Annotated in this window: 25 protein-coding genes; 9 read left to right on the top strand and 16 right to left on the bottom strand. The window is 74.1% G+C overall.

Features of this window, described 5'->3' with window-relative positions:
* Window positions 1–2: 2 nt before the first annotated feature.
* Entirely contained in the window at window positions 3–788 is a 786-nt protein-coding gene (locus AC1C2W_RS06085; RefSeq protein WP_495412631.1) for an LLM class F420-dependent oxidoreductase, read from the top strand.
* 30 nt (window positions 789–818) lie between these two features.
* On the opposite strand, the gene AC1C2W_RS06080 is transcribed toward AC1C2W_RS06085, so the two are convergent.
* The 8 genes from AC1C2W_RS06080 to infC all read right to left on the bottom strand — a co-directional run bounded on the left by AC1C2W_RS06080 (window position 819) and on the right by infC (window position 9,177).
* Entirely contained in the window at window positions 819–1,706 is an 888-nt protein-coding gene (locus AC1C2W_RS06080) for an SDR family NAD(P)-dependent oxidoreductase (protein ID WP_495390410.1), read from the bottom strand.
* On the bottom strand, window positions 1,699–4,281 hold the full coding sequence (pheT, locus tag AC1C2W_RS06075) for a phenylalanine--tRNA ligase subunit beta (RefSeq protein ID WP_495412630.1): 2,583 nt from the start codon (window positions 4,279–4,281) through the stop codon (window positions 1,699–1,701). Before pheT ends, AC1C2W_RS06080 begins: the two co-directional genes overlap by 8 nt.
* Window positions 4,281–5,414, bottom strand: coding sequence for a phenylalanine--tRNA ligase subunit alpha (gene pheS / locus AC1C2W_RS06070; RefSeq protein ID WP_495390408.1), 1,134 nt, complete (start codon window positions 5,412–5,414; stop codon window positions 4,281–4,283). Before pheS ends, pheT begins: the two co-directional genes overlap by 1 nt.
* A 196-nt stretch (window positions 5,415–5,610) precedes the next feature.
* The gene (locus AC1C2W_RS06065; RefSeq protein ID WP_495390407.1) at window positions 5,611–6,276 is read right to left on the bottom strand and encodes a 2'-5' RNA ligase family protein; all 666 of its coding nucleotides are present in this window, start codon (window positions 6,274–6,276) and stop codon (window positions 5,611–5,613) included.
* A gap of 130 nt (window positions 6,277–6,406) precedes the next feature.
* Window positions 6,407–7,300, bottom strand: coding sequence for a TrmH family RNA methyltransferase (locus AC1C2W_RS06060; protein WP_495412629.1), 894 nt, complete (start codon window positions 7,298–7,300; stop codon window positions 6,407–6,409).
* A 48-nt stretch (window positions 7,301–7,348) separates the two neighbouring features.
* Window positions 7,349–7,732, bottom strand: a complete 384-nt coding sequence (gene rplT / locus AC1C2W_RS06055) for a 50S ribosomal protein L20 (RefSeq protein ID WP_495390405.1) — start codon at window positions 7,730–7,732, stop codon at window positions 7,349–7,351.
* 90 nt (window positions 7,733–7,822) lie between these two features.
* Complete coding sequence (rpmI, locus tag AC1C2W_RS06050) at window positions 7,823–8,017, bottom strand: 50S ribosomal protein L35 (RefSeq protein WP_495390404.1); 195 nt, start codon at window positions 8,015–8,017, stop codon at window positions 7,823–7,825.
* A gap of 101 nt (window positions 8,018–8,118) precedes the next feature.
* On the bottom strand, window positions 8,119–9,177 hold the full coding sequence (gene infC, locus AC1C2W_RS06045; RefSeq protein WP_495412650.1) for a translation initiation factor IF-3: 1,059 nt from the start codon (window positions 9,175–9,177) through the stop codon (window positions 8,119–8,121).
* 424 nt (window positions 9,178–9,601) lie between these two features.
* On the opposite strand from infC, the gene AC1C2W_RS06040 reads away from it, so the two are divergent.
* The 5 genes from AC1C2W_RS06040 to AC1C2W_RS06020 all read left to right on the top strand — a co-directional run bounded on the left by AC1C2W_RS06040 (window position 9,602) and on the right by AC1C2W_RS06020 (window position 13,533).
* Complete coding sequence (locus tag AC1C2W_RS06040) at window positions 9,602–10,060, top strand: Fur family transcriptional regulator (RefSeq protein ID WP_495390403.1); 459 nt, start codon at window positions 9,602–9,604, stop codon at window positions 10,058–10,060.
* Window positions 10,061–10,091: 31 nt separating this feature from the next.
* The gene (locus AC1C2W_RS06035) at window positions 10,092–11,609 is read left to right on the top strand and encodes a catalase (RefSeq protein ID WP_495390402.1); all 1,518 of its coding nucleotides are present in this window, start codon (window positions 10,092–10,094) and stop codon (window positions 11,607–11,609) included.
* Window positions 11,610–11,820: 211 nt separating this feature from the next.
* Complete coding sequence (locus AC1C2W_RS06030; protein WP_495390401.1) at window positions 11,821–12,213, top strand: DUF1844 domain-containing protein; 393 nt, start codon at window positions 11,821–11,823, stop codon at window positions 12,211–12,213.
* A 73-nt stretch (window positions 12,214–12,286) separates the two neighbouring features.
* On the top strand, window positions 12,287–12,793 hold the full coding sequence (locus AC1C2W_RS06025) for a hypothetical protein (RefSeq protein ID WP_495412628.1): 507 nt from the start codon (window positions 12,287–12,289) through the stop codon (window positions 12,791–12,793).
* On the top strand, window positions 12,790–13,533 hold the full coding sequence (locus tag AC1C2W_RS06020; RefSeq protein WP_495390399.1) for a S1C family serine protease: 744 nt from the start codon (window positions 12,790–12,792) through the stop codon (window positions 13,531–13,533). Before AC1C2W_RS06025 ends, AC1C2W_RS06020 begins: the two co-directional genes overlap by 4 nt.
* Before the next feature lie 37 nt (window positions 13,534–13,570).
* Here the strand turns inward: AC1C2W_RS06020 and AC1C2W_RS06015 are convergent, their stop codons facing one another.
* The 6 genes from AC1C2W_RS06015 to AC1C2W_RS05990 all read right to left on the bottom strand — a co-directional run bounded on the left by AC1C2W_RS06015 (window position 13,571) and on the right by AC1C2W_RS05990 (window position 18,413).
* Complete coding sequence (locus tag AC1C2W_RS06015) at window positions 13,571–14,425, bottom strand: SseB family protein (RefSeq protein ID WP_495412627.1); 855 nt, start codon at window positions 14,423–14,425, stop codon at window positions 13,571–13,573.
* Entirely contained in the window at window positions 14,422–15,153 is a 732-nt protein-coding gene (gene priA, locus AC1C2W_RS06010) for a bifunctional 1-(5-phosphoribosyl)-5-((5-phosphoribosylamino)methylideneamino)imidazole-4-carboxamide isomerase/phosphoribosylanthranilate isomerase PriA (protein ID WP_495390397.1), read from the bottom strand. Before priA ends, AC1C2W_RS06015 begins: the two co-directional genes overlap by 4 nt.
* Before the next feature lie 93 nt (window positions 15,154–15,246).
* Window positions 15,247–16,041: an imidazole glycerol phosphate synthase subunit HisH gene (hisH, locus tag AC1C2W_RS06005; protein WP_495390396.1), complete on the bottom strand. Its 795-nt coding sequence runs from the start codon at window positions 16,039–16,041 to the stop codon at window positions 15,247–15,249.
* Window positions 16,042–16,049: 8 nt separating this feature from the next.
* Complete coding sequence (locus tag AC1C2W_RS06000; RefSeq protein WP_495390395.1) at window positions 16,050–16,583, bottom strand: hypothetical protein; 534 nt, start codon at window positions 16,581–16,583, stop codon at window positions 16,050–16,052.
* A 4-nt stretch (window positions 16,584–16,587) separates the two neighbouring features.
* Complete coding sequence (gene hisB, locus AC1C2W_RS05995) at window positions 16,588–17,190, bottom strand: imidazoleglycerol-phosphate dehydratase HisB (RefSeq protein ID WP_495390394.1); 603 nt, start codon at window positions 17,188–17,190, stop codon at window positions 16,588–16,590.
* Complete coding sequence (locus tag AC1C2W_RS05990) at window positions 17,187–18,413, bottom strand: histidinol-phosphate transaminase (protein WP_495390393.1); 1,227 nt, start codon at window positions 18,411–18,413, stop codon at window positions 17,187–17,189. Before AC1C2W_RS05990 ends, hisB begins: the two co-directional genes overlap by 4 nt.
* 139 nt (window positions 18,414–18,552) lie before the next feature.
* On the opposite strand from AC1C2W_RS05990, the gene adhP reads away from it, so the two are divergent.
* On the top strand, window positions 18,553–19,584 hold the full coding sequence (gene adhP / locus AC1C2W_RS05985; RefSeq protein ID WP_495390392.1) for an alcohol dehydrogenase AdhP: 1,032 nt from the start codon (window positions 18,553–18,555) through the stop codon (window positions 19,582–19,584).
* 3 nt (window positions 19,585–19,587) lie between these two features.
* On the opposite strand, the gene AC1C2W_RS05980 is transcribed toward adhP, so the two are convergent.
* Window positions 19,588–20,064, bottom strand: coding sequence for a Rieske (2Fe-2S) protein (locus AC1C2W_RS05980; RefSeq protein WP_495412626.1), 477 nt, complete (start codon window positions 20,062–20,064; stop codon window positions 19,588–19,590).
* Window positions 20,061–20,183 carry a hypothetical protein gene (locus tag AC1C2W_RS05975; protein WP_495390390.1) on the bottom strand — a complete coding sequence of 41 codons (123 nt, stop codon included), beginning with the start codon at window positions 20,181–20,183 and terminating at the stop codon, window positions 20,061–20,063. Before AC1C2W_RS05975 ends, AC1C2W_RS05980 begins: the two co-directional genes overlap by 4 nt.
* A gap of 4 nt (window positions 20,184–20,187) precedes the next feature.
* Between AC1C2W_RS05975 and AC1C2W_RS05970 the strand changes: the two genes are divergently transcribed.
* Window positions 20,188–20,610, top strand: coding sequence for a hypothetical protein (locus tag AC1C2W_RS05970; protein ID WP_495390389.1), 423 nt, complete (start codon window positions 20,188–20,190; stop codon window positions 20,608–20,610).
* Window positions 20,611–20,945: 335 nt separating this feature from the next.
* Entirely contained in the window at window positions 20,946–23,210 is a 2,265-nt protein-coding gene (locus AC1C2W_RS05965; RefSeq protein ID WP_495390442.1) for a RecQ family ATP-dependent DNA helicase, read from the top strand.
* The last annotated feature ends 33 nt before the right edge of the window (window positions 23,211–23,243 follow it).

The following is a 23,243-nucleotide window of genomic DNA, read 5'->3' as shown; positions in this document are numbered from 1 at the left end:
GTATGAACGACACCCAGCACCCGATCCGCATCGGCGTCCAGCTGCAGCCGCAGCACGCCGACTACCAGCAGCTGCGTGACGCCGTCCGCCGCGCGGAGGACGCCGGGGTCGACGTGATCTTCAACTGGGACCACTTCTTCCCGCTCAACGGCGACCCCGACGGCAAGCACTTCGAGTGCTGGACCATGCTCGGCGCCTGGGCCGAGCAGACCGAACGCGTGCAGATCGGCGCGCTCGTCACGTGCAACTCGTACCGCAACCCCGACCTGCTCGCCGACATGGCCCGCACCGTCGACCACATCTCGGGCGGCCGCCTGATCCTCGGCATCGGGGCGGGCTGGTTCGCCAAGGACTACGACCAGTTCGGCTACGAGTTCGGCACCGCGGGAGCTCGTATCGCCGACCTCGCCGAGGCGCTCCCCCGCATCCGCCGGCGCCTGGCCGCGGGCAACCCCGCCCCGACGCGCGAGATCCCGGTCCTCGTCGGGGGCGGGGGCGAGAAGAAGACCTTGCGGGTCGTGGCCGAGCACGCCGACGTGTGGCACTCGTTCGGCGACGTCGAGACGCTGCGCCGCAAGTCCGCGATCCTCGACGAGCACGGCGAGGCCGTCGGGCGGGACACCGCGAGCCTCGTCGAGCGGTCGGTCGGCGTGGGCGCACCGCCATCGGAGGTCGGGGACCCGCTCCTCGACGCCGGCGCCACCCTGTTCACGGTCGGCGTTGGCGGGCCCGACTACGACCTGTCGCTCGTGGAGCAGTGGGTGCGCTGGCGCGACGAGCGCCGCTGAGGCCCGGGCCCGCGGCCCACGTTCGCGAGATCAGCGCCCCGTGAGCACTCCGGCCAGGGGGTCGTCGTCCGCCGCCGGCTGCACGCGCAGCCGGCGCGCGGCGGGCCCCGACGCCCGGGCCGCGAGCCGGGCCAGCGACTCCGGGGTGTCGTGCGTGACGCGCAGGTACCAGCCGGAGCAGGCGTCGAGGTCGCCGCGCGCGATCGCGACGACCATCTCCACCGTGCGCTCGACCGGCGTCCACTCGGTGCGCCCGGCGTGCATCGGCATGTCCGCGGTCATCTCGGTGGCGACCGTCCCGGGCGAGAGCTCGAAGACGCGCAGCCCGCGTTCGTGCCCCGCCTCGTGCAGGCCAGCGCCGAGCCGCAGCAACGCCGTCTTGCTCGCGTTGTAGGCGGTCGACGCGACCATCTCGTGCGTGCTCGCGCCGGAGGCGAGATCAACCACGCGCCCACCGCCGCGGGCCAGCATTCCCGGCACCGCGTGCCGGGCCAGCAGGAACGGGCCGCGCACGTTGGTCTCCAGCACCGACCACCACTCGTCGGGGTCGGCCTCCCACAGCGGCACCTCGGCGTCGATGCGGCCGGCGTTGTTGACCAGGAGGTCCACGGAGCCGAGGCCGCCCCCGGACACGGGGGCCTCCGCGCGGCGCACCGCCGCGGCGACGGCGGCCGCGTCCGTCACGTCGCACGGCAGCGCGACCACGGCCCGGCCGAGGGCGCGCACCTCGTCGGCGACCTCGGCCAGCCGGTCCGCGTCGCGGGCCAGCAGCGCGACGTCGAGCCCCGCCCGGGCGAGGGCGAGCGCGACCGCGCGGCCGATGCCGCGGGTCGCGCCCGTCACGAGCGCGGTGCGGGCCGGAGGCGGCGTGGGTTCGGTGGTTTCGACGGGCTCGACCGCCGGAGACGGCTCAGCCACGCAGCACGGCTCCCACGCGCTCGGCGGCCGCCGCCACGACGCCCTCGCGCACGGCGCGCACGTCGTCGGCGGTCAGCGTGCGGTCGGCGGCGCGCAGCCGCACCGAGTACGCGAGCGACTTGCGCCCCTCGCCCACCTGCTCGCCGGTGAAGACGTCGAAGAGCCGCGCCTCCTCCAGCAGCGGCCCCGCGCCCGCGGCCACGGCTGCCTCCACGTCCGCGGCCGGCACGGTCGCGTCGACCACGAACGCGAAGTCCTCCTTCGCCGCCGGGAACGCCGACACCGGGAACCCGGCGACCGGCTCGTCCCCCGCCGCCGCGATGAGCGCGCCCAGGTCGAGCTCGAACGCCGCCGCCCGCGCGGGCAGGTCCAGCCGCTCCACCACCTTCGGGTGCAGCTCGCCGGCGTGCCCCACGACCGTCCCGTCCGCGAGCGCCAGCGCGGCACAGCGGCCCGGATGCCAGGGCATGGTGCCCGTGTCCGCCGCGACCGTGACCCCGGCCCCCGCGCGCTGCGCGACGATCCGGGCCGCGTCGAGGGCGTCCGCCCAGTCGGCCGCGCGCCCGCCGCCCCACCAGCCGGCGGGCTCGGCCCGGCCGGTGAGCACGCCCGCGACGTGCCTCGGCTGGTCGGGCACCGAGGTCACCAGCGCCTCGAGGTCGTCGTCCGACGGCCGCACGCCGACCGGCAGCTGCGGCGGCGCCGGGGTGCCCGGCGTCGGCCGCGTGACCAGCCCGATCTCGAACACGGCGACGTCGCCCAGCCCGCGCGAGTAGTTGCGGCGCGCCGTGTCGAGCAGTGTCGTGAGCAGGTCGGCGCGCATCAGCGGCCGGTCGTCCGCCAGCGGGTTGGCGAGGCGCAGGGTCACCCGGCGCACGTCCTCGTCCGGCAGCCCCAGCGCGTCCAGGTCGGCCTCGCCGACGAACGGGTACGACAGGACCTCGACGAGCCCGGCCTCGGCCAGGGCGCGCGCGACCGAGCGGCGCGCGCGCTGCTCGGTCGTGAGCCCGCGCCCGCCGGGGGCGGAGGGCAGGACGGACGGGATCTGGTCGTAGCCCGCGATGCGCACGACCTCCTCGACCAGGGCGGCCGGCTCGGTGAGGTCGGGCCGCCACGTCGGCGGGGTGACGAGAATGGTGGTCTCGACGGGCGCGACCGGCGTGACCGTGGCGCCGATCTGCTCGAGGATGCCCACGACCGTCGCCCGGTCGTACTCGACGCCCGACAGCCGCGTGGGCAGGCTGACGTCGAGGCGGACCGGCGCCGGCGCGGAGGTCGTGTCCAGGTCGCTCACGGCCGGGTCGGCGGTGCCGCCGCCGAGCTCGACCAGCAGGTCGACGACGCGCTGCGCCGCGACCGCGGGCAGGCGCGGGTCGACGCCGCGCTCGAACCGCTTGGCAGCCTCCGACGGCAGCCGGTGGCGGCGCGCGGTGCGCGCCACGGTGATCGGGTCGAAGTGCGCCGCCTCGACGAGCACGTCGGTGGTCGCGTCGCTCACCTCGGAGGACGCCCCGCCCATGACGCCGGCCAGCCCCAGGACGCGCGACCCGCGCGCCCCCTCCGGCGAGTCGGTGATGAGCAGGTCCTCGGCGTCCAGGGCGCGGTCGGCGCCGTCGAGCGTGGTGAGACGCTCGGCGTTCCCGTCCGTCATGCCCGCACGACGGACGACGATCGGCGCCGCGACGCGTGCCAGGTCGTAGGCGTGCAGCGGCTGCCCGAGGTCGAGCATGACGTAGTTGGTGACGTCCACCGCCAGGGAGATGGCGCGCATGCCGGAGCCCTCGAGGCGGCGCTTCATCCACGGCGGGGTCGGGGCCGACGGATCGATCCCCCGCACGATCCGCGTGACGAACCGGTCGCACCCGTCGTTCCCGTGGATCGGCGCGGCATCGTCGACCTCGACGACGAACCCGTCGGCGGTCGGGGCCGGCGGGGCCGTCTCGAGGTTCTCCACGAGCCCACGGTCCGTGAAGCGCGCGCCAGTCGAGTGGGCGTACTCGCGACCGACGCCGCGGTAGCTGAAGGCGTAGCCGCGGTCGGGGGTGACGTTGATCTCGAGGACCTCGTCGCTCAGCCCGAGCAGAGCGATCGCGTCCTGGCCGGGCGTGAGGTCCGCGGCGTCGAACCCGGCGCGGGTGAGCACCAGGATGCCGTCGCGATCCTCGCCGATGGCGAGCTCGCGCACCGAGCAGATCATGCCGTCGGACACGTGCCCGTACGTCTTGCGCGCCGCGATCGCGAACCCGCCGGGCAGCACCGTGCCGGGCAGCGAGACGACGACGTAGTCACCCACGCCGAAGTTGTGCGCCCCGCAGACGATGCCGCGCGCGCCGTCGGCGTCGTTGTGCTCCGGGCCGACGTCGACGCGACACCAGTTGATGGTCTTGCCGTTCTTCTGCGGCTCGGGCGTCTGCTCCAGCACGCGCCCGACCACGAGCGGGCCCGTGACGGCGGCGGGGTGGATCTCCTCCTCCTCCAGCCCCACCCTCACGAGCGCGGCCGCGAGCTGCTCCGCGGTGAGGTCCACCGGCAGCTCGACGTGCTCGCCGAGCCAGTCAATGACGATGCGAGGCATCAGATCTCCGTCCCGAACTGCGTGGAGAAGCGCACGTCGCCCTCCACGATGTCGTGCATGTCCGCGATCGAGTGGCGCAGCATGAGCGTGCGCTCGATCCCCATCCCGAAGGCGAAGCCCTGGTACTCCTCGGGGTCGATGCCGGCCGCCCGCAGCACGTTCGGGTTGACCATGCCGCAGCCGCCCCACTCGATCCAGCCCGCGCCGCCCTTCTTCTGCGGGAACCACAGGTCCATCTCGGCGCTGGGCTCGGTGAACGGGAAGAACGCGGGGCGCAGCCGCGTACGGGCCTCGGGCCCGAACATCGCGCGCGCGAAGGCGTCCAGCGTGCCGACCAGGTTCGCCATCGTGAGGCCCTTGTCGACCGCGAGGCCCTCGACCTGGTGGAAGACGGGCGTGTGCGTCTGGTCGAGCGCGTCGGTGCGGAACACCTTGCCCGGGCACGCGACGTACAGCGGCACGCCACGCTCCAGCAGCGAGCGCGACTGCACCGGGGAGGTGTGCGTGCGCAGCACGAGGTTGGACGGCTTGCCGCCCTCTCCCTGCACATAGAACGTGTCCTGCATCTGCCGCGCAGGGTGGTCCGGGTCGAAGTTGAGCGCGTCGAAGTTGAACCACTCAGCCTCGACCTCGGGGCCGTCGGCGATCTCCCAGCCCATCCCGACGAAGAAGTCGGCGATGCGCTCCTGCACCAGCTCGATGGGGTGCCGGGCGCCCAGCGGGCGACGGTCGGTCGGCAGGGTGACGTCGACGGACTCCTCGACCAGGACCCGCTCGTCGCGCTCGGCCTCGAGCTCGGCCTGGCGCGCGGCGATCGCCTCGTTCACCCGACCGCGCCGGGGCCCGACGTTCTTGCCCGCGGCGGACTTGTCCGGGCCCGGCAGGGCGCCGATGGCACGGTTGGCGAGCGCGAGCGGGCTCTTGTCGCCCGTGTGCGCGCTGCGGACGGCCTTCAGCTCGTCGAGGTCGCTCGCGGCGGCGACGGCGGCGAGCGCGGCATCGACGGCAGCGTCGAGCGCGGCGACGTCGAGCGGGTCGATGCTCGGCTGTGCGGTGCTCGGCTGTGCGGTGCTCGGCTGTGCGGTGCTCGGCTGTGCGGCGCCGGGGTCTGGCGAGGGTGCGGGCGTGGACATGCGTGCCTTCCTGAGAGGGGCCCTGCGAGGGGTGTGGCGGCGGGGTCAGTTTATGTGCCCGCCCGGGCCGGTCAGGTCGGCGTCCGCGGCTTCGCGGAGGCGCCCGCCCTCAGTGCGTGAGGGCTGCTGAGACCAGGCCCGTGGCGGGCCCGGTAAATCGGCGATCACGACGTGTCACGCTCACCATGATGGCACGTCATGTCGGGTCCGCGGCGTCGGCCCCCGCCAGCGGCACGACGGCGATGTCCTCGTGCAGCGGGCCACCGGACCGACCCTCGCCGAGCCGCGAGGCGACCACGTGCACGGCGTCCACCTGCCAGGCCGGACCCCGGTAGACGGCGAGGGCGCGCGCCCACGGTACGAGCGGCGACCCCTCCGCCCCACGGCCCCGCGGCCCGCGCGTGCCACCGCGTGCCCCGTCGACGCGGCGCCGGTCCGGCAGCCCGCGTAGCGTCGCGCGCGCGACCGTCAGGTGCGGCCGGCCGGAGGCGCGGTCGGCAGCCGGCAGCCCTGCCGCGCCGACGGCGGCGTCCAGGGCGAGCTCGGCGGCTCGACGCAGGTCGTCGATCGCTCCGGTCAGGCCGACCCACAGGGTGCGCCCGCCGAACGAGCCGCTCCCGGCGAGCGCGAGCTCGAACGGCGGCACGTCGCGCAGCGCTCCACCCAGCGCGTCGACGTAGCCGGGGACGGCGCCGTCCGGCACCTCTCCGTGGAAGGCGAGAGTGACGTGCCGTTGTTCCGCGGGCACCCAGCGCAGCCCGCGCCCCGGGTCGCTCAGCGCGTTCCCGCCGACCCCGCCGAGGGCGAGGTCCAGGTGCGCGACGGCGTCGGCGGAGGGGTACACGGCCGTGAAGAGACGCACCCTGTCATCGTGTCACGGTGCGGACCACGATCATCCTGAGCTTCGCCGCCGGCGTCTGGGGCGGCAACGTGATCCCGCACTTCGTCCGGGAGATCACGCCCCGCGGTAGGGCGGTCGCCCTCCGCGGCGCTCAGCGTTGGGCGCGGCCGCTCGCGTACAGGCAGACCGTGGCGGCGGTCGCGAGGTTCAGCGACTCGGCCCTGCCGCGGATGGGCACCCGGACCACGGCGTCCGCCAGCGCCCGGTCGGCCTCGGGCAGGCCCCAGGCCTCGTTGCCGAAGATCCACGCGGTGGAGCCGGCGAGGTCGGGCACGCGGTCGGGCACAGGTTCGGCTCCGTGTTCGGGCCCGTCACCGGCGGCGGACGCCCCGGCGACGTCGAGCAGGTCGTCGAGGTCGTGCTCGCCGGCGCCGTCCGCGGCCAGCACGACGCAGCCCGCGGCGCGCGCCGTCGAGGCCGCCTCCGCGAGCGGGACGCCGGTGACGACGGGCAGGTGGAAGAGCGACCCCGCGGTCGAGCGGACCACCTTGGGGTTGTGCACGTCGACGCTCTCGCCGGCGAGCACGACGAGGTCGGCGCCGGCGGCGTCGGACGCGCGGATCACCGTGCCGGCGTTGCCGGGGTCCCGGACGTTCGCGAGCATCGCGACCAGGAGCGGGCGGCCGTCGGTCGCGACCGCCTTCAGGGCGTCGTCGAGGGTCGTCGACGTCGCCCGCACGACGGCGAGCACGCCCTGCGCGTCGGGGCTCATGGCCTCGAGCACCTCGGGCGTGCCGAGGTGCACGAAATGCCCCGCCTCGCAGGCCGCGTCGAGGATCTCGGGGTAGCGCTCCGCGGCGGAGGGCGTGAGGTAGACGTCCCGCACGTCGGCCCGCGCGTGGCGCACGGCCTCGCGCACGCCTTGCGGCCCCTCCACGAGGAACTGGCCGTGCCGGGAACGCGCGGGACGCCCGGCCAGCGCCCTGACCTGCTTGACCCGGTCCGCCCGCGGGTTCGCGAGCGTCACGTCGGGGATGCGGGGCATCGACAGGTCAGAGGTGTCCGGGCGTCCTGGGAATGCTGGGCGCGTGGCTCAGGCAGCCTTCGGCGCGTTGACGTCAGCCGGCAGCGCGCCCTTGGCGACCTGGACGAGCGCGTTGAACGCCGCCACGTCGTTGACCGCGAGCTCGGCGAGCATGCGACGGTCGACCTCCACGCCCGCGGCCTTGAGGCCCTGGATGAGGCGGTTGTAGGTGAGGCCCTGGGCGCGGGACGCAGCGTTGATGCGCTGGATCCACAGCTTGCGGAAATCGCCCTTCTTGGCCTTGCGGTCGCGGTACGAGTAGACGAGGGAGTGGGTGACCTGCTCCTTCGCCTTCCGGTACAGACGCGAACGCTGGCCGCGATAGCCGCTGGCGCGCTCGAGGGTCGTACGGCGCTTCTTGTGGGCGTTGACCGCCCGCTTCACGCGTGCCACGTGATGCTCCTTGCAGTGTCGGGTCCGGAAGTGCTGCCGGCGGCCGCGCTCGACGAGTTGCTCATCGAGTGCGCGATCCGCCCGGGCGGGTCACTTGCCGAGCAGCTTCTTGATGGACTTGGTGTCGGCGGCCGAAACCACCTGGTCCTGGGCCAGACGACGGGTACGGCGGCTGGACTTGTGCTCGAGGTAGTGGCGAGCGTTCGTCTGCTCACGCATGAGCTTGCCGCTACCGGTGACCCGGAAACGCTTCTTGGCGCCGGAGTGCGTCTTGTTCTTCGGCATGACTGCCGTCTCTCCTCATGTCGGTCTCCCGCCCGGGTGGGCGAGGACTTGTGCGGACCGTGGCCGGCTGGCGACCCGGTGCCTGATGGACTGTCCCGCCCTCAGCGCCCTGCGCGGGGCGTCGGCCTGGGCCGAGGCGCGGCCGGCCGGGGGGCCGGCGGGCGTGGCGCGGCCGACGACGCCGGCTTTGCGGCGACGGGCTTCGGCGCGGCCTTCTCGACCGGAGCCTCCTCGACCGGAGCCTTCTCGGCGACCGGCTCGGCCTTCGGGGCCTTCGGGGCCTTCTCGACCGGCGCCTTCTCGGCGACCGGCTCAGCCTTCGGGGCCTTCGGGGCCTTCTCGACCGGAGCCTTCTCGGCGACCGGCTCAGCCTTCGGGGCCTTCTCGACCGGCGCCTTCTCAGCAACCGGCTCTGCCTTCGGGGCCTTCTCGACCGGAGCCTTCTCGGCGACCGGCTCAGCCTTCTCGACGGGGGCCTCCTCGACGACCGGCTCGGCCTGCTCCACCGGAGCCTGCTCCACCGGAGCCTCCTCGACCGGGGCCTCGGCCTCGGGCGCCTCGGCAAGGGCCTGCGTCGGCTCGGCATGGGCGCGAGCCTCGGCCTTCACCTCCGACTTGGTCTTGCGCTGGGAGTCGATCTCGGTGGATCGCTTGCGCTGCTCGACCTTGGCGTCGGCCTTCTTCTTCACCGGGCCGAGCACCATGGTCATGTTGCGGCCGTCCTGCTTCGGCATCGACTCCACGAAGCCGAGCTCGGAAACCTCGTCCGCGAGCCGCTGCAGCAGGCGCACGCCCATCTCGGGGCGGGACTGCTCACGACCGCGGAACATGATCATGACCTTGACCTTGTCGCCCGCTGCGAGGAAGCGCTCGACGTGGCCCTTCTTGGTGCCGTAGTCGTGCGGGTCGATCTTGAGACGGAACCGGATCTCCTTGAGGACCGTGTTCGCCTGGTTGCGCCGCGCCTCGCGCGCCTTCATGTCCGACTCGTACTTGAACTTGCCGAAATCCATGAGCTTGGTGACGGGCGGACGGGCGTCCGGGGCCACCTCGACGAGGTCGAGGTCGGCGTCCTGGGCGAGCTTGAGGGCGACTCCCGTGGCGACCACGCCGACCTGCTCCCCGCCCGGGCCGATGAGTCGGACCTCGGGGACGCGGATCCGATCGTTGATGCGAGGCTCGCTGATGGTGATGCTCCTAGGAACTCGTCGGTAGACCGCCAGGGACGGGAAAGGCCCCCGACCTGAGCACAGGTGGAGGCCAAAACACCGACGCCGGCGCGCGAGCGCTCCGACGACCGAGGCGAGCGCCCACGAGGAGCGCCCGACCGGGACCCGGCTCCTGTCGGCGTCCCCGGAGGGCCGCGCTGTCGGTGCTCGGGTGGGATGGAATCCACTTGATGCACCCCGGTCCGACGACGCACGCTCCGACGGAGCGACATGCATTCGGACCCGGGTCGGTCAGCGGTCAAGATTAGCACGACCCCCGCCCGCCTCGGACGCCTGTGGCGAGCGTCTCCGCGGTCGCGCTCCACACCGCGCCCGTTATTGGAATCGTTCCAGAAAGTGTGGCAAGGTCACGGCCATGACCACGGCAAGGACGGACGACGCGATGCTGCGGGAGCGCGGCCTGCGCGTCACCGGTGCCCGGCTCGCCGTCCTGCGCGCGCTCCACGAGCAGCAGCACGCTACCGCGGACGACGTCGTGCGGGCCGTGCGGGCCGACCTCGGCTCGGTGTCGGTGCAGGCGGTCTACGACTGCCTGCACGCCCTCACGACGGCCGGCCTCCTGCGCCGCATGGAGCCGGCCGGGCACCCGGCGCGCTACGAGCGGCGCACCGACGACAACCACCACCACGTGGTGTGCCGCTCGTGCGGGGCCGTCGCCGACGTCGACTGCACGGCAGGCCACGCGCCCTGCCTGACGCCGAGCGGGGGTCACGGCTTCGCCGTCGACCTCGCCGAGGTCACCTTCTGGGGCCTGTGCCCCGCCTGCGCTGCTGATCCCGTCCCGGCAGCCGGACCCTCCAGCACGGCCCTCTGACCTGGAACCCCCTGAGAAAGGACGTCATCACATGACGACGCCGTTCACGACGACGCAGACAGGCACCCCAGTGGCGAGCGACGCGCACTCGCTGACCGTGGGTGCGGACGGGCCCACCGTCCTGCACGACCGGTACCTGGTCGAGAAGCTCGCCTCCTTCAACCGGGAGCGCGTGCCGGAGCGCAACCCCCACGCCAAGGGCGGCGGCGCCTTCGGGGAGCTCGTCGTCACCGAGGACGTGTCGCGCTACACCCGCGCGGCCGTCTTCCAGCAGGGCGCGAAGAGCGAGACGCTCCTGCGCTTCTCCTCCGTCGCCGGCGAGCAGGGCTCCCCCGACACCTGGCGCGACGTGCGCGGCTTCTCGCTGCGTTTCTACACGGAGGAGGGCAACCTCGACGTCGTCGGCAACAACACCCCGGTGTTCTTCCTGCGCGACGCCATGAAGTTCCCCGACTTCATCCACTCGCAGAAGCGCCTGGGCGCCTCCGGCCTGCGCGACGCCGACATGCAGTGGGACTTCTGGACCCTCTCCCCCGAGTCCGCCCACCAGGTCACCTACGTGATGGGCGACCGCGGCCTGTCGAAGTCGTGGCGGCACCTCAACGGCTACGGCTCGCACACCTATCAGTGGATCAACGCCGAGGGCGAGCGCTTCTGGGTGCAGTACCACTTCATCTCCCAGCAGGGCGTGGAGAACATCTCCTCCGAGGACGCCGAGCGCATCGCCGGCGAGGACGCGGACCACTACCGCCGCGACCTGTACGAGGCCATCGACCGGGGCGAGTACCCCTCGTGGGACGTCAAGGTGCAGGTCATGCCGTACGAGGACGCGAAGGCGTACCGCTTCAACCCGTTCGACATGACGAAGGTCTGGCCGCACGCCGACTATCCGCTCATCAAGGTCGGCACCTTCACGCTGAACCGGAACCCGCAGAACTTCTTCGCCGAGATCGAGCAGGCGGCGTTCTCCCCGGGCAACCAGGTGCCGGGCACCGGCATCTCGCCGGACAAGATGCTCATGGCCCGCGTGTTCGCCTACAACGACGCACACCGCCACCGCATCGGCGCCAACTTCAACCAGCTGCCGGTGAACCAGCCGCACGCCGCACCCGTGTCGAACTACATGCACCAGGGCCCGATGCAGTACCACTTCAACGGCCCGGAACACCGCGCCTACACCCCGAACTCGTTCGGCGAGCAGGGCGGCCCCGTCGCCGACCCGACGCTCGGTGTGGAGTCGGCGTGGGAGTCCGACGGCGCGCTGCTGCGCTCCGCACAGACCCTGCACTCCGAGGACGACGACTTCGGCCAGGCGGGCACGCTGTACCGCGAGATCTTCGACGACGCCGCCAAGGCGCGCTTCCTCGAGACCCTCACGGGCCAGGGCCTCGCAATCACGATCGACGAGATCCGCGAGCGCTTCTTCTGGTACTGGACGAGCGTCGACGCCGAGCTCGGTGCCAAGCTCCGCGTCGAGGTGACCGCCGGCCGCGCCCCGACTCCGGTCGCCGAGGGCTCCGGCCCCGACGTGGAGCCCGTCGGGATCTGACGCACGGGTCCGCGCGCAGGGGCCGCACGCACGTCCCGCACGCACGTCCCGCACGCCGAGGCCGGGTCCCCACGGGGGGCCCGGCCTCGGCCATGCTCGGCCATGCTCGGTCTTGCTCGGCCATGCTCGGCCTTGCTCAGCCATGCTCGGCCATGCTCGGCCCGAGCCCGACCCGCCCTCGACCGACCGGCACGATGCGAAGATGGACCCCATGACCACCTCGCCTGATGCGGCCCCCGCCGCCGACGCCCCGACCACCTCCTCGACGAGCACCGAGGATTCGGCGACCCGTGACATCGCCGACGTCGCCGCCGTCGAGGTCATCACGGCCGCCGCGGTCCACCTCATGAGCGCCGCCGCCGTCAAGTGCGGCCTGGCCGAGGACGCCCAGGCCGGGGACCACCTCGACCTGGACGAGGCCCGCAAGCTCATCACCGCGCTCGCCGCGCTCGTCACCGCCAGCGCCCCCGACATCGGGAACCAGCACGCGCGGTCCCTGCGGGACGGCCTGCGCTCGCTCCAGCTCGCCTTCCGCGAGGCGTCGGTCGTCCCGGACGCGCCCGGCGAGGGCCCCGGCGAGAAGTACACCGGCTCCGTCGTCTGACATGTCCGCCCCGTCCGCCTGGCCCCCACCACCGCCGGAACCGTCGGTAACCCCCCCGCGGGCCGGCTCGCCGGTGCGGCGCCGTCGGTCGACCGTGGTCGTGGTCGGGGTACTCCTGGCCGGGGCCGTCGGCCTCGCCGCCTACCTCTGGCTCACCACGGCCCGCTGGCAGGAGCACAGCGCCTCGTGGGAGGACGAGGCACGCGGCTACGCCGGGCAGGTCGCGGCCCTGGGCACCAAGCTCGAGGCCACGGACGCGGAGCTGGTCGCGGCGCGGGAGCAGCTCGCCGCCGCGACGGGCCGCATCACCGACCTCGCCAACGAGAAGGCGCAGCTCGGCGACGAGAACGTCGCGTCGCAGCAGTACCTCGACTACCAGACCCGGGTGAGCGAGGCCGCGGGCGTCGTCACGACGGCCCTCGGCGACTGCGTCGACGCCCAGTCACAGCTCATCGAGTACCTGGAGGACAGCGGCTCCTACGACCCGACGGACCTCGACCGCTTCGCCTCCGACGTCAAGACGCTCTGCAAGCAGGCCGCCCGCGCGAACGACCAGCTCCAGCAGGAGCTGGAGCAGTGACCCGGCTGTCGGCGCGGCTGGCGCGGTCGGCGGTGGCCGTCACGCTCGCCGCGGCCACCGTGGCGGGCTGTGGGGTTCTCCCCACGCTGCCCGACCCCGTGCCCAGCGACGTCGTGCCCACGTCTCCGCCGGTGCTGGACCCGACCGGCGGGGAGGGACTCTCCCCGGACGGCTTCGACGCCGTGCAGCGCATGGCCGTGCGCATCCGCAACGTCGGCTGCGCGGGCCTCTCCACCGGCTCGGGCTTCGCCGTCGACGAGCACACCCTGATCACCAACAGACACGTCGTGGCCGACTCCGAGTCGCTCGAGGTCAGCACCTACGACGGCCGCGACCTCGAGGTCGCGGCCGCGGGGAGCGCCTCGCTGGCGGATCTCGCCCTGGTGCGCACCGCCGACCCCCTGCCCAGCTTCCCGACGCTCGCGGACTCCGACCCACGCCCCGGCGACGACGTCACGGTGGTGGGCTACCCCGAGGGCGGCGAGCTCACCGTCACCGCGGGCGAGGTCATCGGCGCGACGACCGACCCGCTGCACGAGAACCTGGGCGAGGTGCTGCTCACCGACGCCCCTGTCGAGCCCGGGTCGTCCGGCTCGGCCGCGATCGACGCGGAGGGCCGGGTGATCGGCGTCGTGTACGCCAAGACCTCCGACGGCCGCTCGCTGCTGGTGCCCCTGTCCACGCTGGAACGCGTGCTGGACGACGCCGAGGGCTTCCGGGCCATCCCGCCCTGCGACTGAGATCGTGCCGGCGGGGGCGACTCGCTCGAGCGGCGGGTCAGCGCGCCGCGCCCACCCGCAGCTCGAGCGAGTCGACCCGCTCCGCGATCACGGTCGAGGCGCCGAGGCGCGCGTTCACCTGGGCCAGCACCCGGTCCAGGCCCGCCCGGTCCAGGCCCGGATCCAGGGCGAGCACCACCGCGATCTCCGCCCGCCTGCCCCGCTCCGCGTGCGCGCGCACGACGTACTGCACCGGCGCGGCGGCGTCCGCGACCGCCGCGGCGACCTCCGCGTCGACCTCGAGCTGCGCGCTGTCGCCGGCCGCCGGCACGAGCGCCGGCCGCCACTCCTGGCCCTTCGCGAGCGCCCAGACCGCCGGCCGCGGCACCAGCGCGGTCGCCGGGCCCGCCGGGTCGACGACCAGCAGCGACCAGTCCTCGCTCACGGCCGACAGCGCGGCGCGCGCGGCCTCGACCGGGACCGGGCGGGCATCGACGCGCCATGCCCGCATCGCGTCGACGGAGGTGAAGACAGGCAGCGCGCGACGCCCGTCGGCCGCCTCGATCGCCACGACGCCGGCGGCGGCCTCCTTGTCCACCTGCAGCTCCTGGGTGCCCGACGACCCCTCGTGCTCCACGACGTCGGCCACCGCCAGCTCGGCGAGCACGGGCACCAGCACCCGGGTCGCGGCCAGCCGCCGCACCACGTCCTGCAGCGAGCCCGCCCCGTCGGCGTGCGCCCGCAGCAGCCGGGCGAGCTCCGGGTCGGCCGTCCCGTCGTCGCCCGCGAACTGCGAGGACGGCTGGATCGAGCGCAAGTGGCCGGGCAGCGCGCGCCCGTCCACCCCGGCGGTGCTCCCGTCGGAACCGCCCTGGCCGGCGCCCTGGCCGACGCCCGGGTCGGAGGCGCTCATCGCCGGCCCGCCACGTCGAGCGCCTCGGGCAGCGTGAACGCGCCGGCGTACAGCGCCTTGCCCACGACCGCGCCCTCGACGCCGTCCGGCACCAGCGCGCGCAGCGCCTCGAGGTCCGCGAGCGACGAGATCCCGCCCGACGCCACGACCTTGGCCGGCGTCCGGGACGCGACCTCGCGCAGCAGGTCCACGTTCGGGCCCCGCAGGGTGCCGTCCTTCGTCACGTCGGTGACCACGTACCGCGCGCAGCCGGCGGCATCCAGGCGGGCGAGCACCTCCCACAGGTCGCCGCCCTCCTTCGTCCAGCCCCGGGCGGCGAGGGTGGTGCCGCGCACGTCCAGCCCCACGGCGACGGCGTCGCCTTGCTCCGCGATGACGCGCGCGGTCCACTCCGGGTCCTCCAGCGCGGCCGTGCCGATGTTGACGCGGCGCGCACCGGTCGCCAGCGCCCGCTCGAGGGAGGCGTCGTCCCGGATCCCGCCCGACAGCTCGACCTGCACGTCGAGGTCGGCCACGACCTGCGCCAGGAGCTCCGCGTTCGAGCCGCGCCCGAAGGCCGCGTCGAGATCCACGAGATGGATCCACTCCGCGCCACCGGACTGCCAGTCGCGGGCGGCGGCGAGCGGGTCGCCGTACGAGGTCTCGGACCCGGCCTCCCCCTGCACGAGGCGGACGGCCTGGCCGTCGGCGACGTCGACGGCGGGCAGCAGGACGAGGCGGTCGGTCATGGGTGTGTCTCCAAGCATCGGCGGTGGTCGAGCCTGTCGAGACCACCAGGGTTGCGGCAACGGTGGCCTCGACAGGCTCGACCACCGGTCAGGTCAGAGGGACCGGACCCAGTTCTCCAGCAGGGTGGCGCCGGCGTCGCCGGACTTCTCCGGGTGGAACTGCGTCGCGGCCAGGGGGCCGCTCTCGACGGCGGCCACGAACCGGGACTCGGCGCCGGGCGCACCGTGCCGCGCCCACGTCACGAGGGGCGGCGTGAAGCGGGGGTCCGCGCCGGCGTCGTGGCCCTGAGCGAACTCCTGGGCGGCGTACGAGTGCACGAAGTAGAACCGCTCGCGCTCCACCCCCGCGAACAGCCGGGAGCCCTCGGGCACCTCGACGGGGGACCAGCCCATGTGCGGCACCACCGGCGCCTGGAGCTTCTCGACGACGCCCGGCCACTCCCCCAGGCCCTCGGCCCGGTCGCCGTGCTCCACGCCCGCGTCGAACATGACCTGCATCCCGACGCAGATGCCTAGCACCGGGCGGTTCCCGGCAAGCCGCCGGTCGATCACCTGGTCGCCGCGCACCGCCCGCAGCCCGGCCATGCACGCCGCGAACGCGCCGACGCCGGGCACCACGAGGCCGTCCGCCTCACCCGCGACCGCCAGGTCCGCCGTGAGATCGACGTCGGCCCCGACCCGTTCGAGCGCCCGGACGGCCGAGCGCACGTTGCCGAAGCCGTAGTCGAGCACGACCACCCGCGGGTGACCCTCGACCCGGGCAGCGGCAGGAGCCGGGTTCAGCCGTGCGGCCGTGCCTCCGTGGGGCAGGAGCGGGGGGATCCCCGCACCGGCGTCGGCGGGGACCCGGGCACCGCTCGGTGCGGCATCACGAGGAGTGTCCTGCATACGTCCCCCTACTGCTTCTTGCGCGCCTTGCGCGCGGCGCCGGAGAGCATCCGCATCGCCTTGAAGCGGCCGATGCTGGCGGAGGGCACGACGCCGGGCAGGTCGGCCACGGTGATCTGCCCGGTGACGAGGTCCTCGAGCGCCTCGGGCGCTCCGCCGAGGACCAGCCCCGGAGGGAGCTCCCCCTCGGCCTTGCCGTCGGCGTAGCGCACGCAGGTGAGCTGCTCGCCCCAGCGCGTCACCAGGACCAGGGGCACGCCCGCCACGAGCTTCGAGATGGCGGTCGCGGCCTTGTCGGGGGCGTCGTTGCTCGTGTCGCGAAGAACGGCGACGGCACCCACCGGGGTGGGCGCGGCGTCGACGTCGAGCTCGGCCAGCGCGCTAGCGGCGGCCAGCGGCTCGGCCCCGGCGATCTGGGTGATGAGGACCGCCAGCTCGGGGTCCTTTCGTGTGCCGTCGAGCCCCGACAGGTCGTCGGGGATCTCCAGGTCCGCGGGAAGGCCCTCCGGGAGGCTCTCGGGCAGGTCGGGGTCGTTGGTCATGCGGTTACAGCGCACCCTTCGTGGACGGGACACCCTCGACGCGCGGGTCGGGGGTGACGGCGGCGCGCAGCGCACGCGCCAACGCCTTGAACTGAGCCTCGACGATGTGGTGCGGGTCGCGACCCGCGAGGACCCGCACGTGCAGGCAGATGCCCGCGTGGTGGGCGATCGACTCGAGCACGTGCCGGGTCAGCGACCCGGTGAAGTGCCCGCCGATGAGGTGGTACTCCTGCCCGGCCGGCTCGCCGGAGTGCACGAGGTACGGGCGCCCCGACACGTCGACCACGGCGAGCGCGAGCGCCTCGTCCAGCGGCACGGTCGCGTCGCCGAAGCGGGCGATGCCGCGCTTGTCGCCGAGCGCCTCGCGCAGGGCCTCGCCGAGCACGATCGCGACGTCCTCGACCGTGTGGTGGGCGTCGATGTCGGTGTCGCCCGTGGCGCGGACCGTGAGATCGATGAGCGAGTGCTTGCCCAGCGCAGTGAGCATGTGGTCGTAGAACGGCACGGACGTGGAGATCTCCGTGCGTCCCGTGCCGTCGAGGTCAAGCTCGACGACGACGCTCGACTCGCTGGTCGTGCGCTCGACGCGGGCGGTGCGGCGGGTCATCGGTCCTCCTGCTCGGTCGGTGCGCCGGCCGGTGCACCCGTCATGACGTCGGTGAGCGCCGTGCGGAAGGTCGTGTTCTCCGCGGGCGTGCCCACCGAGACGCGCAGCCAGCCGTCGGGCCCGGTCTCGCGGATGAGCACGCCGCGGTCGAGCAGCCCCTGCCACACGGCGTGCCGGTCGGCGAAGGTGCCGAACAGCACGAAGTTGGCGTCGGAGTCGGCCACCTGCAGGGGTCGGCCATCGACCTGCTGCGCGCGGAGCCACGCGACGAGCGCGTCCCGCTCGGTGCTTAGGTCGCGCACCTGGGCGCGCAGCTCGTCGTGGTGCGCGAGCGCGCCCCGTGCCGCCGCCTGCGTCACGGCCGACAGGTGGTACGGCAGCCGGACCACCCGGAGCGCGTCGACGAGCGCCGTCGACCCGAGGAGGTAGCCGAGACGTAGCCCCGCGGCCGCGAACGCCTTCGACATCGTACGCGTCACCGCCAGGTGCGGGTGGTCGCCGAGCAGCTCCAGCGCCGACGGGGTGCCAGGGCGCCGGAACTCGGCGTAGGCCTCGTCCACGACGACGACCGCCCCCGCGCGGCGCCCGCCGGCCTCGGGGGCGTCCGGGACCTCGACCCGGGCGGCGGCGGCCAGCACGGCCTCGACCGTCGCGGGGGGCAGCGCCGTCCCGGTGGGGTTGTTGGGGCTCGCGAGAAGGATCACCGACGGCCGGACCTCCTCGATCGTCGCGACCGCGTGGTCGACGTCGAGCGTGAAGTCGGTCTCGCGGCGTCCGGTGACCCAGCGGGTGTGGGTGTCGCGCGCGTACTCCGGGTACATCGAGTAGGTGGGCGCGAACGACAGCGCCGTGCGGCCCGGGCCGCCGAACGCCTGCAGCAGGTGCAGCATGACCTCGTTCGAGCCGTTGGCCGCCCAGACCTGCTCGGCACCCACGCGCACGCCCGACTCGAGCGCCAGGTAGCCGGCGAGGTCCTCGCGCAGCGCGGCGAAGTCGCGGTCCGGGTAGCGGTTGAGGCCGCGCGCCGCGTCCGCGACGTGCTCGGCGATCGTCGCGACGACCGCCTCCGAGGGCGCGTAGGGGTTCTCGTTCACGTTGAGCCGGACAGGCACGTCGAGCTGCGGGGCGCCGTAGGGCACCTCGTCGGCGAGCTCGGGTCGCAGCGGCAGCCGTGCGCCGGCCACGCCACCCGTGGGCGCGGGGGCGGGCAGAGGGATGGTCACCGCGCCAGTCTACGGAACGGCCGGGGACCCGGCGGCCCCCGTCCACACGCTGCGATCGGGACGGGCCGTGCTTACCGTCGAGGTGTCAGCAGTTCCGACGTGGGGGCCGTGACGCGTCCGGCCCAGGACGGAGTTCCAGATGAGCACCATGCAGGCCGCAGTCGTCCACTCGTTCACCGAGCCGCTGTCCGTCGAGGAGCGGGAGGTCCCCGCCCCGGGGCCGCGCGAGGCCCTCGTCAAGGTCGACTACACCGGCGTGTGCCACACGGACCTGCACGCCGCGCACGGCGACTGGCCGGTCAAGCCGAACCCGCCGTTCGTCCCCGGGCACGAGGGCGTCGGGCACGTCGTCGCGGTCGGCGACCAGGTGACCCGCGTCAAGATCGGCGACACGGTCGGCAACGCGTGGCTCTGGAGCGCCTGCGGCGAGTGCGAGTACTGCGAGACCGGCTGGGAGACCCTCTGCCCGAACCAGGAGAACGGCGGCTACTCGGTCGACGGGTCGTTCGGGCAGTACATGCTCGTCGACGCGCGCTACGCGCCGCTCGTCCCCGACGGCGTCGACCTGTCCGCCGTCGGGCCGATCCTGTGCGCGGGCGTCACGGTCTACAAGGGCCTCAAGGTGACCGACACCAAGCCCGGCGAGTGGGTGCTGATCTCCGGGATCGGCGGGCTCGGGCACATCGCGGTCCAGTACGCGGTCGCGATGGGCCGCCGCGTGGCCGCGGTCGACGTCGACGACGCGAAGCTCGAGCTCGCGCGCGCGCACGGCGCCGAGGTGACGGCCAACGCGGCGACCTCCGCCGACCCGGCCGCCGACCTGCAGGACCAGACCGGGGGCGGCGTCCATGGCGCGCTGGTGACCGCCGTCAACGCGCACGCGTTCCCGCAGGCCGTGGGCGCGCTGCGGCGCGGCGGCACGGTCTCGCTCGTGGGGCTGCCGCCGGAGAAGTTCCCGCTGGACATCTTCACCACGGTCCTGTTCGGCCTCACGGTGCGCGGCTCGATCGTCGGGACACGCAAGGACATGGCGGAGGCGCTCGACTTCTTCGCCCGCGGCAAGGTGAGCCCGACCTACACCGTGCGGCCCCTCGGCGACATCAACGCGATCTTCGACGAGATGACCCATGGCAAGATCGACGGCCGCGTCGTGATGGACATGCGGAGCTGACGCTCACGCGAGGACGACGTCCTCGCCCGAGACCGTGACCTCGAGGGCCGGCAGCGGCTCCGGCGCCGGCCCCCCGAGCACGGCCGCGTCCTCGAGCGCGTACCGCGACTGGTGGCACGGGCAGACCAGCTCCCCCTCGCCGGGCGCCACGGTGCACCCCGCGTGCGTACAGATCGCGCTGAACGCGCGTACCTCGCCCTCGGTCGGCTGCGTGACTAGCACGTCCTGGCCCTCCACCTTCGTGGCGACGGCGCCGCCCACGGGCACGTCCGCGAGCGCCACGACGACCGTCCCAGCCCCGGCGGAGCTCGCGGAGTCCGCCGCCTCCTGCGGGGACGGCTCCGGGTCCGAGCAGGATGCCAGCGCACCGGCTCCGACGACAGCCCCCGCGACCACCCCGGTGCTGCGCAGGACCTGGCGCCGCGTCGGGCCGCAGGCACAGGGGTGCCCGGCCTCGCACCCGGTACCGGCGGCGGTCACGGACGGTCCGGACGCCGAGACGGGATGCTGCTGCGCACGAGGTCCTCCGGGGGGTCGGACGGGTTGCGGCGGAACGTGCCGACCACGACGACGGCGCGCCCGTGGAATGGGAGCATCATTATCATGGACTCGTCGCAGGGAGCCGTGCCACCCCGGCATCACGGCGCGCCCGCCGCCCGGGCGCCCGTCGCCCGGTGGTGGCGCCTGGTCGCCGCCGCCGCGGTCCTCGTCTCGGCCGTGGTTCACGTGGTGCTGTACCTCGACGGCTACGACACCGTCGCCGTCGTCGGCCCGCTGTTCCTGCTCAACGCCCTCGCCGGGGTGGTGCTCGCGGTGCTGCTCGTCGCCTGGCGGCACTGGCTGCCGCTCGTCGGCGGCATCGGCTTCGGCGGCCTGACGCTGCTCGCGTTCGTCCTGTCGTCGACCGTCGGCTTCTACGGCATCAACGAGACGTTCGCCGGGACCACGCAGATCGTCGCGGCGGCCTCCGAGGTGGTGGCGGTGGTGGCCTCGGCCGTGGCGCTCCTGCGCGAGTACGTGCGCTGACGTCCGCTGCCGCGGGTCGTTCGGAGGGGCACGGGGGCGCCGGGCCTGTGGAGGGCCGGGGACGGGCGTCGGCGGGGGCGCCTACGATCGACGACGTGAGTCACTCCGACGACCCGTACGCCGACCTCGTGTTCGCCCCGACCGACGAGGACGTCCCGCCGGACGACCAGATGCCCGACGACCAGATGCCGGACGACCAGATGCCGCATGGGCAGGTGCCGCCGGGTGACCCCGCTCCGGAGCCGGAGCCGCCCGCCGCACCGACCGCTGAACCAAGCCAGGAGTCCGCGACACGGCAGCCGTCCGGCGATGCGGCGAAGCGCGCGAAGCTCGCGATGCTGCGCGGCCTGCTCGACAGTGCCGGCGAGGGCGGCGGCACCCTGCGCGAGCAGGCCGAGGAGGCCCTGCGTGCCCTGGTCGGCCGCGAGGACGCCGCGCTGCGCGACGACCAGTGGCGCGCCATCGAGGCGCTGGTCGCGTTCCGTCGTCGAGCCCTGGTGGTGCAGCGCACCGGCTGGGGCAAGTCGGCGGTCTACTTCGTCGCCACGTCGCTGCTGCGCGCGCGTGGTGCCGGGCCCACCGTGATCGTGTCTCCGCTGCTGGCACTGATGCGCGACCAGATCTCCGCCGCGGCGCGCGCCGGCATCAGGGCCGTGACCATCAACTCCTCGAACATCACCGAGTGGGACCAGGTGCACGCGGCGATCGCCGCCGGCGAGGTCGACGTGCTGCTGTGCTCCCCGGAGCGGCTCAACAACCCCGCCTTCCGTGACGAGGTGCTCCCCCGGCTCGCGGCGGACGCCGGCCTGGTCGTGATCGACGAGGCGCACTGCATCTCCGACTGGGGGCACGACTTCCGCCCGGACTACCGGCGCATCCGCACGCTACTCACCGACCTGCCCGAGGGCATCCCGGTGCTGGCCACCACCGCCACCGCCAACGCCCGCGTCACGGCCGACGTCGCCGAGCAGCTGGCCATCCGGGGCAACCGCCCGGCCGCCGCCCAGGGCGAGACGTCGACCACCGACGAGGTCCTGGTGCTCCGCGGCGGGCTGGACCGCGAATCCCTGCACCTGGCCGTCCTCGAGCTGCCCGACCAGCCCACGCGCGTCGCGTGGCTGGTCGAGGCGCTGCAGGACGTCGACGGGTCGGGCATCGTCTACTGCCTCACGGTGTCGGCGGCCGAGCAGGTCGCGGAGCAGCTGCGGGGGGCCGGGCTCACCGTCGCCGCGTACACCGGCCGCACCGACCCAACCCAGCGGGAGCAGCTGGAGGAGGACCTCAAGGAGAACCGGGTCAAGGCGCTCGTCGCGACGTCTGCGCTCGGCATGGGCTTCGACAAGCCGGACCTCGCGTTCGTGGTGCACCTCGGGGCCCCGTCGTCGCCCATCGCCTACTACCAGCAGGTGGGGCGTGCCGGGCGTGGCGTGGACGACGCGATCGTGGTGCTGCTGCCGGGGCAGGAGGACCGGGCGATCTGGGACTGGTTCGGCGCGCAGGCCTTCCCGGCCGAGGCGCAGGTAAGGGCCACGCTCGACGCCCTGTCCGCCGCGGACGGCGCGGTGTCGACGCCCGTGCTCGAGACGCAGGTCGACCTCAAGCGCTCGCGCCTGGAGACGATGCTCAAGGTGCTCGACGTCGACGGCGCGGTGCGCCGGGTGCAGGGCGGCTGGGTCGCGACGGGGACGCCGTGGGAGTACGACGCCGAGCGGTACGCCAGGGTGGCGGCCACGCGCGAGGCCGAGCAGCAGGCGATGGTGGACTACGTCGCCACCTCCGGGTGTCGGATGGCCTACCTGCGCGCCCAGCTCGACGACCCGGAGCTTCCGGCGGGCTGGACCTGCGGGCGCTGCGACCGGTGCGGGTCGGTCGCGCTGCCGGCGGTGCCCGACGCCGAGGCCATCGCCGCGGCCCGCGCGGACATGGACCGACCCGGGGTCGAGGTCGGGCCGCGCGCGATGTGGCCGTCCGGGCTGGCCGCCCTCGGTCTCGATCTCAAGGGCAAGATCCCCCCGGCGGAGCGCGCCGAGACCGGGCGGGCGGTGGCCCGGCTCGACGGGCTCGGCTGGTCCGGTCCGTTGCGGGAGCTCCTCGCCCCGACGGCTCCCGACGGCGAGGTGCCCGTACCCCTGCGGCACGCCGCGGCCCGGGTTCTGGACGACTGGGACGCGATCCACCCCGGCGGCGCCCCCGGTGGCGACGGCGCGGACGACGACTCCCGGGGCGCCGACGAGGCGCCGCCCCGGCACCTGATCGAGGGAGTGGTCGCGGTGCGGTCGGTCACCAGGCCGCAGCTCACCTACCACCTGGCCTCCGGCCTGGCTGCCTACCTGGGAGTACCTCTCATCGGCGCCGTGGGCCCCGAGCCGGGTGCCGAGCAGCCTGGCCGGCACGACGTGAACTCGGCGATGCGCCTGGCGGGGGTGGCACGCCGGCTGCGGCTCGAGCTGAACGACGCGGCGCTGCAAGGGCTGCCCGGGCGCACCGTGCTGCTGGTGGACGACTGGACGGAGTCGGGCTGGACCCTCACGGTCGCGGCACGGCTGCTCCGCCAGGCGGGCGCGACCGCGGTGCACCCGTTCGTGCTCGGGATCCGCTGACGACCCGCCGCCGACGACCCGCCACTGACGGCC

Source organism: Isoptericola sp. Y581 (assembly GCF_059445475.1).
Note: the sequence above shows the minus strand (reverse complement) of the source record. Positions and strands in the feature narration are given on the sequence as shown.

What these genes read in the sequence shown, in the direction of transcription:
- AC1C2W_RS06085 (WP_495412631.1), top strand. Translation starts at nt 3, where the DNA reads ATGAACGACACCCAGCACCCGATCCGCATCGGCGTCCAGCTGCAGCCG.
- pheT (WP_495412630.1), bottom strand. Translation starts at nt 4,281, where the DNA reads ATGCCTCGCATCGTCATTGACTGGCTCGGCGAGCACGTCGAGCTGCCG.
- pheS (WP_495390408.1), bottom strand. Translation starts at nt 5,414, where the DNA reads ATGTCCACGCCCGCACCCTCGCCAGACCCCGGCGCCGCACAGCCGAGC.
- AC1C2W_RS06060 (WP_495412629.1), bottom strand. Translation starts at nt 7,300, where the DNA reads ATGCCCCGCATCCCCGACGTGACGCTCGCGAACCCGCGGGCGGACCGG.
- rpmI (WP_495390404.1), bottom strand. Translation starts at nt 8,017, where the DNA reads ATGCCGAAGAACAAGACGCACTCCGGCGCCAAGAAGCGTTTCCGGGTC.
- AC1C2W_RS06040 (WP_495390403.1), top strand. Translation starts at nt 9,602, where the DNA reads ATGACCACGGCAAGGACGGACGACGCGATGCTGCGGGAGCGCGGCCTG.
- AC1C2W_RS06035 (WP_495390402.1), top strand. Translation starts at nt 10,092, where the DNA reads ATGACGACGCCGTTCACGACGACGCAGACAGGCACCCCAGTGGCGAGC.
- AC1C2W_RS06030 (WP_495390401.1), top strand. Translation starts at nt 11,821, where the DNA reads ATGACCACCTCGCCTGATGCGGCCCCCGCCGCCGACGCCCCGACCACC.
- AC1C2W_RS06015 (WP_495412627.1), bottom strand. Translation starts at nt 14,425, where the DNA reads ATGAGCGCCTCCGACCCGGGCGTCGGCCAGGGCGCCGGCCAGGGCGGT.
- priA (WP_495390397.1), bottom strand. Translation starts at nt 15,153, where the DNA reads ATGACCGACCGCCTCGTCCTGCTGCCCGCCGTCGACGTCGCCGACGGC.
- hisH (WP_495390396.1), bottom strand. Translation starts at nt 16,041, where the DNA reads ATGCAGGACACTCCTCGTGATGCCGCACCGAGCGGTGCCCGGGTCCCC.
- AC1C2W_RS06000 (WP_495390395.1), bottom strand. Translation starts at nt 16,583, where the DNA reads ATGACCAACGACCCCGACCTGCCCGAGAGCCTCCCGGAGGGCCTTCCC.
- hisB (WP_495390394.1), bottom strand. Translation starts at nt 17,190, where the DNA reads ATGACCCGCCGCACCGCCCGCGTCGAGCGCACGACCAGCGAGTCGAGC.
- adhP (WP_495390392.1), top strand. Translation starts at nt 18,553, where the DNA reads ATGAGCACCATGCAGGCCGCAGTCGTCCACTCGTTCACCGAGCCGCTG.
- AC1C2W_RS05975 (WP_495390390.1), bottom strand. Translation starts at nt 20,183, where the DNA reads ATGATGCTCCCATTCCACGGGCGCGCCGTCGTCGTGGTCGGCACGTTC.
- AC1C2W_RS05970 (WP_495390389.1), top strand. Translation starts at nt 20,188, where the DNA reads ATGGACTCGTCGCAGGGAGCCGTGCCACCCCGGCATCACGGCGCGCCC.
- AC1C2W_RS05965 (WP_495390442.1), top strand. Translation starts at nt 20,946, where the DNA reads ATGCTGCGCGGCCTGCTCGACAGTGCCGGCGAGGGCGGCGGCACCCTG.